Origin of the sequence: Streptomyces chartreusis NRRL 3882 (assembly GCF_900236475.1) — a bacterium.
Classification (GTDB): domain Bacteria; phylum Actinomycetota; class Actinomycetes; order Streptomycetales; family Streptomycetaceae; genus Streptomyces; species Streptomyces chartreusis_D.
Genome location: NZ_LT963352.1, coordinates 7,551,953 through 7,563,984 on the forward strand (window position 1 = coordinate 7,551,953; position 12,032 = coordinate 7,563,984).

General features: G+C 70.0%; 11 protein-coding genes. 5 read left to right on the top strand and 6 right to left on the bottom strand.

Annotated elements, in window-relative coordinates; translation table 11 throughout:
• Positions 1-42: 42 nt before the first annotated feature.
• The 3 genes from modB to SCNRRL3882_RS34250 all read right to left on the bottom strand — a co-directional run bounded on the left by modB (position 43) and on the right by SCNRRL3882_RS34250 (position 2,223).
• A complete protein-coding gene (modB, locus tag SCNRRL3882_RS34240; RefSeq protein ID WP_029181272.1) occupies positions 43-873 on the bottom strand; it encodes a molybdate ABC transporter permease subunit in 831 nt (276 codons plus the stop codon).
• Positions 870-1,673, bottom strand: a complete 804-nt coding sequence (modA, locus tag SCNRRL3882_RS34245) for a molybdate ABC transporter substrate-binding protein (RefSeq protein WP_010041355.1) — start codon at positions 1,671-1,673, stop codon at positions 870-872. The genes modB and modA overlap by 4 nt, the downstream gene beginning before the upstream one ends.
• Before the next feature lie 154 nt (positions 1,674-1,827).
• On the bottom strand, positions 1,828-2,223 hold the full coding sequence (locus SCNRRL3882_RS34250) for a TOBE domain-containing protein (RefSeq protein ID WP_010041352.1): 396 nt from the start codon (positions 2,221-2,223) through the stop codon (positions 1,828-1,830).
• A gap of 128 nt (positions 2,224-2,351) precedes the next feature.
• Here SCNRRL3882_RS34250 and SCNRRL3882_RS34255 point away from each other — a divergent pair, with 128 nt between their 5' ends.
• A complete protein-coding gene (locus SCNRRL3882_RS34255; RefSeq protein ID WP_010041350.1) occupies positions 2,352-2,948 on the top strand; it encodes a DUF1707 SHOCT-like domain-containing protein in 597 nt (198 codons plus the stop codon).
• A 1-nt stretch (position 2,949) separates the two neighbouring features.
• On the opposite strand, the gene SCNRRL3882_RS34260 is transcribed toward SCNRRL3882_RS34255, so the two are convergent.
• Positions 2,950-4,929, bottom strand: coding sequence for an APC family permease (locus SCNRRL3882_RS34260; protein WP_029181271.1), 1,980 nt, complete (start codon positions 4,927-4,929; stop codon positions 2,950-2,952).
• Positions 4,930-5,718: 789 nt separating this feature from the next.
• Between SCNRRL3882_RS34260 and SCNRRL3882_RS34265 the strand changes: the two genes are divergently transcribed.
• The 4 genes from SCNRRL3882_RS34265 to SCNRRL3882_RS34280 all read left to right on the top strand — a co-directional run bounded on the left by SCNRRL3882_RS34265 (position 5,719) and on the right by SCNRRL3882_RS34280 (position 9,956).
• Positions 5,719-7,008: an extracellular solute-binding protein gene (locus SCNRRL3882_RS34265; protein WP_010041346.1), complete on the top strand. Its 1,290-nt coding sequence runs from the start codon at positions 5,719-5,721 to the stop codon at positions 7,006-7,008.
• A gap of 6 nt (positions 7,009-7,014) precedes the next feature.
• Positions 7,015-8,013 (top strand): carbohydrate ABC transporter permease, encoded by a 999-nt coding sequence (locus tag SCNRRL3882_RS34270; protein ID WP_010041343.1) that lies wholly within the window; start codon positions 7,015-7,017, stop codon positions 8,011-8,013.
• 71 nt (positions 8,014-8,084) lie between these two features.
• Entirely contained in the window at positions 8,085-8,849 is a 765-nt protein-coding gene (locus SCNRRL3882_RS34275; protein WP_231911258.1) for a carbohydrate ABC transporter permease, read from the top strand.
• Between the two features lie 57 nt (positions 8,850-8,906).
• Entirely contained in the window at positions 8,907-9,956 is a 1,050-nt protein-coding gene (locus SCNRRL3882_RS34280; RefSeq protein ID WP_010041339.1) for an endo-1,4-beta-xylanase, read from the top strand.
• 478 nt (positions 9,957-10,434) lie between these two features.
• On the opposite strand, the gene SCNRRL3882_RS34285 is transcribed toward SCNRRL3882_RS34280, so the two are convergent.
• Positions 10,435-11,463, bottom strand: a complete 1,029-nt coding sequence (locus SCNRRL3882_RS34285) for a LacI family DNA-binding transcriptional regulator (RefSeq protein WP_010041337.1) — start codon at positions 11,461-11,463, stop codon at positions 10,435-10,437.
• 224 nt (positions 11,464-11,687) lie between these two features.
• Positions 11,688-11,894, bottom strand: coding sequence for a DUF5999 family protein (locus SCNRRL3882_RS34290; RefSeq protein ID WP_010041334.1), 207 nt, complete (start codon positions 11,892-11,894; stop codon positions 11,688-11,690).
• Between the last annotated feature and the right edge of the window lie 138 nt (positions 11,895-12,032).

The window sequence follows — 12,032 nt, forward strand, 5'->3', positions numbered from 1 at the left end:
GGCCGTGCCGGCAGGCCCTCGTCCGGCAGTCGGTCCCGGACATCACGACGGCGTCATCCAGCGGTCGCGCAGGGCCGCCAGTACCGCGATGGACACCGCCAGCAGTACCAGGCTGAGGGCGATCGCCGCCGCCGGGTCGTTCTGGAGAGCCAGGTAGACCGCCAGCGGCATGGTCTGGGTGCGGCCCGGGAAGTTGCCCGCGAAGGTGATCGTCGCGCCGAACTCGCCGAGGGCCCGTGCCCAGGCCAGCACGGCACCGGCCGCGATGCCCGGCGCGATCAGCGGCAGGGTGACCCGGCGGAACGCGGTGAAGCGGGAGGCCCCCAGGGTGGTGGCCGCCTCCTCGTAGCGCGGGTCGGCGGCCCGCAGGGTGCCCTCCACGCTGATGACGAGGAACGGCATCGCCACGAACGTCTCGGCGAGTACGACACCCGTCGTGGTGAAGGGCAGGGTGATCCCGAACCAGGAGTCGAGCCACTGCCCGATGACGCCGTTGCGCCCGAAGGCGAGCAGCAGGGCCACACCGCCCACCACCGGCGGCAGCACCAGGGGCAGGGTCACCAGGGCCCGGACGAAACCCCGGCCGGGGAACCGTGTGCGGGCCAGCAGCCAGGCCAGCGGTACGCCGACGACCAGACTCAGGCCCGTCGCCGCCGTGGCGCAGAGGAGCGACAGCCGGAGTGCCTCCCACACCTCGGCACTCGTCAGCTGCTCGGGGAGGCCGCGCCACGGCGCCCGTACGAGCAGGGCGATCAGAGGCAGGAGCAGGAACGCCAGGCCGACCAGGGCGGGCACCAGCAGGGGCACCGGCACCGCTCGTGCCCGGCCACGGGTGCGATCGCGGCGGGGCCGGCTTTCCAGCGTGTCGGTCACGGCTTGAGGAACCCGGCCTCGGAGAGCACCCTCTGGCCCTCGGCGGATCGCACGAGGGCGACGAACGCCTTCGCCGTCCCGGGGTTGGGGGCGTTCTTGAGCAGGGCGATCGGATAGTCGTTGACGGCCTGGGCCGACTCGGGGAACTCCACGCCGTACACCTTGTCACCCGCCGCCCGCACGTCGGTCCGGTAGACGACGGCGGCGTCGGCCTCCTTCAGCTCGACCTTGGTCAGGGCGCTCTTGACGTCCTGTTCGTACGAGACGGGGGTGAGCTTCAGGCCGCCGGTGTCCAGCGCCTTCTGGGCGGCGGCGCCGCACGGCACGGTCTTGTCGCACAGGACGACCTTCAGGCCGGGCTTGGTGAGGTCCTTCAGGGAGGAGATCCGGTCGGGGTTGCCCGGGGGCGTGGCGATCTCCAGCCGGTTGCGGACGAAGGTGACCGGCGTGTCCGCCGCGTCCTGCTTGTCCGTCACGGTCGCCATGGTCTTGGCGCTGGCGGCGGCGAAGACATCGGCCGGGGCGCCGCTGGTGATGCTGGCGGCGAGGGTGTCGCTGCCGCCGAAGTTGAAGGTGACCTTCGTGCCCGGGTGCTCCTTCTCGAACGTCTTGCCCAGGGCCTTGAAGCTCTCCTCCAGGGAGGCGGCGGCGAAGACGGTGACCGTGCCGGAGGGTTTCGAAGGGGAGGAGCCCTTGTCCGAGCCGGTGCCGGAGGAGCAGGCGCTCAGAGTCAGCAGCGCGGCTGCGGACACACCGGCGACCTGGAGGATCCGGCGGGTCCGGTGCGCGGAACGGGTCATCTCGGGGCCACTCCCTCGGTGTGCGGGGGAAGAGCCGCTGGGCTCCTCCGATACGCCGATCATACTGACGCATCTGCGAGGCGTAGGTCTGCTGTGGCTTCGCATGAGCCAGGGGAAGAGGGCTGCTGGGTGTGTATGTGCGTTCCTACGGACCTCAGACCCGGTCGATATGGACGTTCGTCGACTTCACGCGGGCCGTCGCCTCCATGCCGACCTCCAGGCCCAGTTCCTCGACGGCCTCGCGGGTGAGCAGGGAGACGAGGCGGTGCGGGCCGGCCTGGATCTCCACCTGGGCGGCGACGTCACCGAGCTTGATCGCGGTGACGATGCCGGGGAAGGCGTTGCGGGCCGAGGTGTACGGGGTGTCCTCCTCGGCGGTGCCGGACCTGGCGAGTTCCACCGAGAACGCGGCCAGGTCCCGTCCGTCGACGAGCCGCCGTCCGGCCTCGTCGCGATGGGTGGTGATGCGGCCCGCGTCCGCCCAGCGCCGGGCGGTGTCCGGGCTCACGCCGAGCAGTCGTGCTGCCTGGCCGATCGTGTAGGACTGCATGCCGGTCACGATAGGGGCGTGGGACGGGAACGGCGGATGCGGGGTTGGCCGTTGGGTATAACGCGATATAGCGTTAGTCGTCGAGTGGGTGGGCCGGGTGCGTGCCCGGGGAGAGTCGGGGAGAAGTGATGACGGGGGAACTCTCGCGTACCGGTGGATCGCCCGAGGTGAGGGCCTCGCACGCGGACCGGGACCGGACCGTGGACGTGCTGCGCGTCGCCGCGGGGGACGGCCGGCTCACCCTGGAGGAGCTCGACGAACGGCTGGAGGCCGCGCTGTCCGCCCGTACGGTGGGCGAGCTCGCGGTGCTGACCGCGGATCTGCCCGCAGTGGCGGGCGGGACCGGCGTCGACGCCCAGGAGGTCGTCCGGATCGAGCAGGAAGGGTCCTCGACCCGGCGCGGTGACGGCTGGGTGGTGCCGCGGCGGCTGGAGGTCCGGTCGGCGTGGGGCGAGGTGACGCTCGACTTCACCGACGCGGTGATCACCCAGGACACGCTGCACATCGACCTGGCCATGCGGGCCGGGGCCCTGAAGCTGCTGACCCGGCCGGGGGTCGTGGTGGACACCGGCGCGCTCGTGACGAACTACTCCCAGATCAAGGCGCGTGCGGCGGCGGACGCCCCGGTCGTGCTGCGGGTACGGATCACCGGCGAGATCAACTACGGGCAGATCGTGGTGCGCCCGCCCCGCAGGGGCTTCGGCCGGCGGAGACCGACGGCCTGACTCAGCCCACGTGCACCCTCGGCCGCCGCTTCCGGTCCGGTTCCGCCTCGCGCAGGACCTCGCGGGTCACCGGGGCGACTTCGCCCTGCCCGAACAGGAAGAAGCGCAGGAGGTTGGCGAAGGGGCCCCCTTCGGTCCACTCGAAGTAGATGTGCGGGGTGCGGCCGGTCATGTCCCGGACGTGCAGGAGGAGCGCGGCCAGGGCGTTGGGGATGGAGGAGGACTCCAGGGTCAGGACGCGGTAGCGGCCGTGGAGTACGTCGCCGCGTACGGTCAGGCCCGCCTCGAACTCGGACGGGTCGGTGACCGTCACCTCGACGAAGACGAAGTCCTCCTGCCCGGATACGTCGTTGTCGTGCCGGATCTGCTCGATCTTGTCGCGGTACTCGGCGATGTCGCGCCGGTCGGGTTCGTTGGCGATGAACCGCATCCGTCGGCTGGCCATGTCCCGGACGAAACGCTCCGCCATGGAGTCCAGCGTCACGCTGGTCACGCGGAGTTCGAACGACCGGGCCAGCCGGGACAGCAGGGAGACCAGGATGATGCCGGCGATGAAGCAGGCGCCGATCTTCACGCCGTCCGGGCGCTCGATGACGTTCGCGACCGTCGTGTAGAGGAACACCGCGGAGATGACCGCGAAGGCGATGGTCCAGTTCCGCTGCCGTGCCTTGCGGGCGGCGATGGTCACCGCGATGGCCGCGGAGCTGATGAGGACCAGCACACCGGTGGCGTAGGCGCCGCCCTGCGCGTTGACATCGGCGTCGAAGATCCAGGTGACGAGGAAGGCGATCAGCGTGAAGACGATGACCATGGGGCGGACGGCCCTGGCCCAGTGCGGTGCCATGCCGTAGCGGGGGAGGTAGCGCGGCATCAGATTGAGCAGGCCGGCCATCGCGGAGGCGCCGGCGAACCACAGGATGGCGATCGTCGAGGCGTCGTAGACGGTGCCGAAGGTGTTGCCCAGGTACTGGTGCGCCAGATAGGCCAGCGCACGCCCGTTGGCCTGGCCGCCCGCCTCGAACTCCTTCTCCGGGATGAGGAGCGTGGTGATGAAGCTGGTGGTGATCAGGAAGCCGCTCATGATGAGGGCGGCCGTGGTGAGCAGTTTCTTCGTGTCGCGGATGCGGCCGGCCGGCCGTTCCTCCGTGTCGTCCGGGTCGCCCTTGACGTGCGGCATCACGGCCACGCCGGTCTCGAACCCGGAGAGGCCGAGGGCCAGCTTCGGGAAGACGAGCAGGGCCACGCCGATCATGACGAAGACATTGCTGTGCTGAGTGGTGAGGGCACCGGCCCAGTCGGTGACCACATGGCCCGCGGTGACCACGTGGTAGAAGCCGACGGCCACCACGACCACGTTGAGCGCGAGGTAGGCGCCCACCAGGGCGACCGCGACACCGATGGCCTCCAGGAAGCCCTTGAGGAACACCGCGCCGAGCAGTGCCACGAGGACGAGCGTGATCAGCATCTGCTTGTCGTGCAGGACGCCGGTCAGATGAGGGTTCTCCACGAGGTGGGTGGATGCGTCGGCGGCCGACAGGGTGATGGTGATCAGGAAGTCGGTGGCGGCGAAGCCCAGCAGGGTCAGCACGAACAGCTTGCCCTGCCAGAAGGAGAGCAGCCGCTCCAGCATCGCGATCGAGCCCTCGCCGTGCGGGCTCTCCTCGGCCACCCGGCGGTAGACCGGCAGGGCGCCCGCCAGGGTGACGATGACCAGCACGATCGTCGCGACCGGCGACAGCAGCCCGGCGGCGAGCGCCGCGATGCCCGGCTGGTAGCCGAGCGTGGAGAAGTAGTCGACGCCGGTCAGGCACATCACCCGCCACCAGCGCTGGCCCTTGTGCGGGGGCTCCGGTTCGGCATGGGGCCCGGTGTGGCCGCCGCCCTTGCCCATGTCGGACAGACCCTCCAGCATCCAGGCGCGCAGGCGACTGGGTGGAGCGGGCTCCGTACGGCTCGGCGGCGGGTGCTCAGTGGTGGCCATCGACGTGCTCCCGATGTGCGTTCAGCATGATTCCGGCCATCACTGGACGGCCCGATCAGCGTAAGCGGAGCGTGATGCGATGGCCTGTGGATGAGGTCACTGAGCGCGTCAAGCTTCCGTTAAGACTGGCCGCCGGGGCGGCGGATCTGCGCCGTGAACGTCAAACCACGAGCTGAGAGCATGTTGGGCGGTCGCCGAGCCGCGTATTCCGTTATGCGGGCGACGGTCCTGCGCCGGCCGAGGGGTGAACACCCTCCGTGATCGCGGACGCGGAGGGCGTCGGGTATCGGTCTTCTTGTCGCCGGAGTGGGTGACACCTGCAGGGCACCTTCGTAACGTTCGCCAAGTGACCCGAATGTTTCGTCCCCCAGCATCCATGTGCGGGCTCCCACAGCGCACCCGGCTCTCCTTCTATTACCTCGTCTGCTCCCTCAGTTCCACCTCCTCGGTCCTTCGAACCCGAGCCGGTGCGCGACGACTTCGATGGGGTGCGCCCAGCCGGTCACGGCACGCTTGTCTTCTCGCTCGGCGGAGGCGGCGAACGACTGGTCCGCATGCGTCCCCGCCTCCGTCCGACCGCTCCTTCCGGAAGGCCGCGGAAAGTCGACGCTCGGCCCAGCCTCCTTCAAGCCCCGTGTGCCGGTGACAGATTCACCGTGCACAAGGGGTTGCCACCGTTTGGCGGCTGTCTCTAGGGTGCGGCAACAACGAAGCTTTCTGGATCTCTTTCGAAACTTTCGATCCAGTGGACGGACGCGGTAGCGCCGTCCCGTACCCAAGGAGCGCATGATGGGCGACCCGGCACTGTCCCGCCGCGGCTTCCTGGCGGCCTCCGCCGCGGCCGGTCTGGGAATGGCACTGACCGCATGCGGCGGGGACTCGGACGGAGGGTCGTCGGGGACGACCACGATCGAGTGGTGGAACATCTCCACCACCGAGCCGGCCAAGACCGTCTGGGCCGCCCTCGCCCGGAAGTTCGAGGCCCAGAACCCCAAGGTCAAGGTAAAGATCGTCCAGATGGAGAACGACGCCTACAAGTCGAAGATGACGGCGTTGACCTCCTCGGGCAAGCTGCCCGACATCTTCCACACCTGGGGCGGTGGCGTACTCAAGCAGCAGGTCGACGCAGGCCTCGTCGAGGACCTCACGGACAGCACCAAGCCGTGGGGCGACGCCCTGCTCCCGGCCGCCCGGGAGCCGTACCTGATCGACGACAGGGTCTACGGCATCCCGTTCGACATCGGCATGATCGGCTTCTGGTACAACAAGGCGCTCTTCGCGAAGGCCGGCATCAGCGCACCCCCGACCACCTGGAACGGCTTCCTCGACGCCGTACGCAAGCTGAAGTCCGCCGGTGTCACGCCCCTGGCGCTGGCCGGCAAGGAGAAGTGGCCCGGCATGTACTACTGGGCCTACCTGGCGATGCGCACCGCCGGTGTCGAGGCCCTGCAGAAGGCCTACGACGACAAGGACTTCACCAGCGCCCCCTTCGTCGAGGCGGGAGAGCACCTGAAGGAACTCGTCGGCCTCCAGCCGTTCCAGAAGGGCTTCCTCGGCGCCGCCTACTCCACCCCCACCGGCCAGGCCGCCGCCGTCGGCAACGGCAAGGCGGCCATGGAACTCATGGGCCAGTGGGCGCCCGTGGTGCAGGCCGACGCGGGCAAGGGCCTCGGCAAGGACCTCGGGTTCTTCCCGTTCCCCGCGGTCGAGGGCGGCAAGGGCGCCATCACCGAGGTGTTCGGCGGAGGCGGCGGGCACGCCCTGCGCCGGGGCGCCCCGCAGGAGGCCGTCGACTTCCTGAAGTTCTTCGCCTCCGAGGCGACCGACCTGGAGCTGGTCAAGAAGACCGGCGTCCTGCCCGTCGTCCCGGCGGCCGAGAGCGCCATCGCCGACCCCAACATCAAGGCCGTACAGGAGCAGCTGAAGAAGACCACCGGCTTCCAGCTCTACCTCGACCAGGCGTACGCGCCCGCCGTCGGCCAGGAGGTCAACGACAGCGTCGCCGCGCTCATCGCCGGTTCCCGGTCGCCCGAGCAGGTCGGCCAGTCGATCACGAAGACCGCGAAGGAAGAGCAGTAACCGGCGATGACCTCCACGTTCCTGCCGGACAAACGGACCGGCCGCGACGCCGGCCTCCCGCCCCCGGCCGCGGACCGCCCCCGGAGCCGGGCCCGGCGACGGGTTCTGAACTGGCTGACCGCGGCCGGCTTCCAACTGCCCGCCCTGGTGCTGTTCATGGGGCTCGTCCTGCTGCCGATGCTGTTCGCGCTGTACGCCGCGTTCTTCCGCTGGGGCGGCTTCGGCATGCCCTCCGACTACGTCGGCGGCGAGAACTTCACCCGGCTCTTCCAGGACGACGTCTTCCTGGGCGACCTGTGGCGCTGCCTGGTCCTGGTGGTGCTGTCGCTGGTCATCCAACTGCCGTTCGCGCTCGCCATGGCCGTCCTGCTCAACCAGCGGATGCGCGGCCGGGCCGTGTACCGGATGCTGTTCTTCGCCCCGTACGTCCTGTCCGAGGCCATCACCGGAATCCTCTTCGGCATGATCTTCGCCCCGGACGACGGCTTCGCCGACCAAGTCCTCGGCAAGATCGGACTGGAGGGGCTGGGCGGGGAGTGGTTCGCCGATCCGTCCACCGTCATGGCGACCCTGTTCCTCGTCATGACCTGGAAGTACTTCGGCTTCCACATGATGCTGTGCCTGGCCGGGCTCCAGGCCGTCCCCCGGGAGCTGACCGAGGCGGCCCTCATCGACGGGGCCGGCCCATGGCAGCGCTTCCGCAACGTGACGCTGCCGCTGCTCGCGCCCACCCTGCGCATCAGCGTCTTCCTGGCGGTCATCGGGTCCATCCAGCTCTTCGACCTGGTGTGGGTGACCACCGCGGGCGGACCGGACCACCACTCCGAGACCATGGCCGTGACCATGTTCCAGTACGGGTTCAAGCGCTACCAGGTCGGCTACGCCAGCGCGATCAGCGTGGTCATGTTCGCCATCAGTCTCGTCTTCGCCCTCGCCTACCAGCGGTTCGTGCTCCGGCGCGACCTGGAAGGGGCCACCACGACCATGCGGGGAGACGGAAAGTGACGCACAGTCGGACATCCCGCAGGGGCAGGAGCCTCCCTCTGCACCTCGTCCTGGTCCTCGTCGGCGCGGTCATGGCCGTCCCCCTGGTCTACGCCGCGCTCTCCGGCTTCAAGTCCACCGACGAGCTCTCCCGCAACCCGGTCGGTCTGCCCGAGTCGTGGGTGACCTCCAACTACACCCAGATCCTCGGCTCGGGGGACTTCTGGCGGCTGATCGGCAACAGCACGCTGATCGCGGTGGGCACGACCGTGCTGGTCGTCGCGGTCTCCGCCCTGTCGGCCTTCTCGTTCGCGCGGTTCGCCTTCCGCGGCCGGGAGGTGCTGTTCACGCTGTTCACGATGGGGCTGATGTTCCCGTTCGCGGTGGCGGCCCTGCCGCTGTTCCTGCTGCTGCGGTCCCTGGACCTGCTGGACAACCCGCTCGGCGTGATCCTCCCGCAGGCCGCCTTCGGGCTGCCGATGACCATCATCATCCTGCGCGGCTTCTTCCGGCAGATCCCGGGCGAGCTGGAGGAGGCGGCGACGCTCGACGGGTGCAGCTCGTTCGGCTTCTTCTGGCGGGTGCTGCTGCCCATGGCGCGGCCCGCGCTCGGCACCGTCTCCGTGCTGGCCGTCGTCACCAGCTGGAACAACTTCTTCCTGCCGCTGCTGGTGTTCACCGACGCGCAGTGGTGGACGCTGCCGATCGGGGTGCAGCAGTACCAGGGGCAGTACTCCGCGGAGTACGCCAAGGTCTTCGCCTATCTGGTGCTGGCCATGGTCCCTGCCCTGGCCTTCTACTCGGTCGCCGAGCGCCAGCTCGTCGGCGGCCTCACCGCGGGCGCCACCAAGGGCTGACGCGCGCCGCGAACGTACGGCTCTGTTCTCCCCATCCCTGTCGTGAGGAGTCGCACCATGCGCAAGAACCGTCTGAGACTCGTCGGCGCCGTCACGGCGCTTCTGGTCGCCGCCGGCATCGGCGTCGGCTCGCCCGCCCAAGCGGGTCACCAGCAACCCACCCTCGCCGATCTCGCCCAGCGGCACGGCCGCTACTTCGGCAGCGCCACCGACAATCCCGAGCTCGTCGACGAGCCGTACAAGGCCCTGCTCGGCAGCGAGTTCGACCAGATCACCCCCGGCAACGGCATGAAGTGGTACGCGACCGAGCCCGAGCAGGGCGTGTTCGACTTCTCCAAGGGCGACGAGATCGTGAACCTCGCCCGCGCCAACCGGCAGAAGGTGCGCGGCCACACCCTCGTCTGGCACAGCCAGCTGCCGGAATGGCTCACGGAGCGGGAGTGGACGGCCCCTGAGCTGAGGGCCGTGCTGAAGAAGCACATCCAGACCGAGGTACGGCACTACCGGGGCAAGGTGTTCGCCTGGGACGTCGTCAACGAGGCGTTCAACGAGGACGGTACGTACCGGGAGTCGGTCTTCTACAAGACGCTCGGGCCCGGTTACATCGCCGACGCGCTGCGCTGGGCGCACCAGGCCGATCCGCGCGTGAAGCTGTACCTCAACGACTACAACATCGAGGGGATCGGCCCGAAGAGCGACGCGTACTACAAGCTGGCCAAGGAACTGAAGGCCAAGGGCGTCCCGCTGCACGGAATCGGCCTCCAGGCCCATCTGGCCCTCCAGTACGGCTATCCCTCCACACTGGAGGACAACCTCCGCCGCTTCTCCCGGCTCGGCCTCGACACCGCGCTCACCGAGGTCGACATCCGGATGCAGCTGCCCGCGACCGAGGAGAAGCTGGCCCAGCAGGCCGAGTGGTACCGGGACCTGACCGAGGCCTGCCTGGCGGTGCGCCGCTGCGTCGGAGTCACCCTCTGGGACTACACGGACAAGTACTCGTGGATCCCGGCGTTCTTCCCCGGCGAGGGCGCGGCCCTGCCGTGGGATGAGCAACTCACCCCGAAACCGGCGTACTTCGCGCTCCGTGAGGCGCTCGGGGGGAGGTAGCGGGGGCGGGGGACCTGCCGCAGGGGGTGCTGTGGGGGCACCGGTTGGTCCGGCCTTGGCGGGCGGTGGGGCGCGGCCCGCCAAGGCCGACGGGTGGCGTCGGGCCTTGCGCCGGTGCGGGATCGGTTGTCTTGTCGGGGCCGGGTCGGTGCCTTCGCTGGTGCTGGGTCGGGTGTCTTGCGCCGGTGCGGGGTGGGTCGGGTGTCTTGTCGGGGCCGGGTCTCTGCCTTCGCTGGTGCTGGGCCGGGCGGCTTTCGCCGGTGCTGGGTTGGGTGTCTTGTCGGTGCCGGGTTGATGCCTTCGCTGGTGCTGGGCCGGGTGCCTTCCGCCGGGGCTGGGTCGGCGACCTCCCCGGTGCGGGGCCGGGTGGTTCTCCTCGGTGGTGGGTTCGCGTTCCCGTCGGCACCGGGCCGCGCGCTCCTGTCGGCGCCCGGCCCGCGGCGCCCCCGGCCGGCTTCCGCCCAGTCGGGTGAGTGCGTCAGGCACGTCCCGGTGGGGGTGCCGTGCTGGCCCGGACCACCAGGTCGGTTCCCAGTTCCACCCGGGGTGACCCGGGCTGTTCGTCGCGGGTGAGCTGGAGGACCGTGCGGACGGCCAGTTTGCCCATGTCGGCCAGGGGCTGGCGGACGGTGGTCAGGGGCGGGGCCGACCAGCGGACTTCCGGAAGGTCGTCGAAACCGACCACGCTCATGTCCTGCGGCACCCGCAGCCCTCGTCGGCGCAGTGCCTCGATCGCGCCGAGTGCCATCTGGTCGCTGGCCGCGAACACGGCGGTCGGCGGCTCGGGCAGGCGGAGCAGGGCGTCGCAGGCGGTGAAGCCGGACTCGGGGCGGAAGTCGCCGGGGACGACGAGGGACTCGTCCATCGCGATGCCGGCGCCTTCCAGAGCCGCGCGGTAGCCGTCCAGCCGGGCCCGGGAGCACAGCAGCCGGGGCGGCCCCGCGATCAGACCGATCCGGCGGTGGCCCAGGGACAGCAGGTGCTCGGTGGCCGCCATGCCCCCCGACCAGTTGGCGGCACCGATGGTGGGAGCCTCCAGGGCGGGTGAGCCCGCCGGGTCGACGACGACCAGCGGGACGCCGAGAAAGCGCAACTCCTCGTGGAGCGTCGGCTCCAGGGCCGAGGTGACGAGGATGACGCCGTCCGAGGCCCGCGCCCGGAGGTTGCGCATCCACTCGCGGGCGTCGCCCGAGTGCCCGTGGATGGCCGACACCACCGTGCCCGCCCCGGCCGCGTGCGCGGCCTCCTCGACCCCGCGGATGATCTCCACGGCCCAGGGGCTGTCGAGGTTGTTGAAGACCAGGTCGAGCAGGCCGGCACGGGTGCCCGGGGTCCCGGGGCGCTTGCGGTAGCCGTGCCGGCGCAGCAGATCCTCGACGCGGGCACGGGTCTGCGGCGACACGTCGGACCGGCCGTTGACGACCCGGGACACGGTCGGTACGGACACGCCGGCCTGCCGGGCGATCTCCGTGATCGTGACCTTGCCCCCGGCCTCACCTGCTGCCACTGGCCCCACCTCCGTCGACGAGTGACCCCGAAACTTCCAGGAGTCTTCCGGAAAACGGGCATCCGGGGGAAGGCGTACCAGCAAGGCGTACGAGCCATGAACGGGGCGTCGCAGGAAGTGACGTGGAGTGACGACTCCCGCCACACGCGTCGGGGCCGGTTCGCAGGGTGCCCCGCGGCCGGCCCCTCATGTGTGCGGGCGGGACGTCACGCCGCCCGACGACCTCAGGCGGCCGTCATCACCTGGCTGGAGGCCAGCGGACGGTGCGGGGCGATGATCCTGCCGTCCGGCAGGAGCTCGCCGGTGTCCTCGAAGAGCACCACACCGTTGCACAGCAGGCTCCAACCCTGCTCCGGGTGGTGCGCCACGAGACGGGCGGATTCCCGGTCGGCGGATTCGGCTGACGGGCACGGAGTCTGGTGCTGGCACATGGGTGGGATCTCTCGCTGTGTCGTGGTGGATGAGATGAACGAGTCGGCCGAGTCGGCTGAGTGGGCTGTCGAGTCTGTTCCGCGGCTAGAAGTGTCGTTCATGGCCGCCCCCCGTTGTGATAAGTCGTCGGAACCCAG

Bases quoted from the DNA above. Each gene is read 5' to 3' on its own strand.
- SCNRRL3882_RS34290 (WP_010041334.1), bottom strand. From the start codon at position 11,894: ATGTGCCAGCACCAGACTCCGTGCCCGTCAGCCGAATCCGCCGACCGG.
- SCNRRL3882_RS34255 (WP_010041350.1), top strand. From the start codon at position 2,352: ATGACGGGGGAACTCTCGCGTACCGGTGGATCGCCCGAGGTGAGGGCC.
- SCNRRL3882_RS34250 (WP_010041352.1), bottom strand. From the start codon at position 2,223: ATGCAGTCCTACACGATCGGCCAGGCAGCACGACTGCTCGGCGTGAGC.
- SCNRRL3882_RS34260 (WP_029181271.1), bottom strand. From the start codon at position 4,929: ATGGCCACCACTGAGCACCCGCCGCCGAGCCGTACGGAGCCCGCTCCA.
- modA (WP_010041355.1), bottom strand. From the start codon at position 1,673: ATGACCCGTTCCGCGCACCGGACCCGCCGGATCCTCCAGGTCGCCGGT.
- SCNRRL3882_RS34265 (WP_010041346.1), top strand. From the start codon at position 5,719: ATGGGCGACCCGGCACTGTCCCGCCGCGGCTTCCTGGCGGCCTCCGCC.
- SCNRRL3882_RS34275 (WP_231911258.1), top strand. From the start codon at position 8,085: ATGGCCGTCCCCCTGGTCTACGCCGCGCTCTCCGGCTTCAAGTCCACC.
- SCNRRL3882_RS34280 (WP_010041339.1), top strand. From the start codon at position 8,907: ATGCGCAAGAACCGTCTGAGACTCGTCGGCGCCGTCACGGCGCTTCTG.
- SCNRRL3882_RS34270 (WP_010041343.1), top strand. From the start codon at position 7,015: ATGACCTCCACGTTCCTGCCGGACAAACGGACCGGCCGCGACGCCGGC.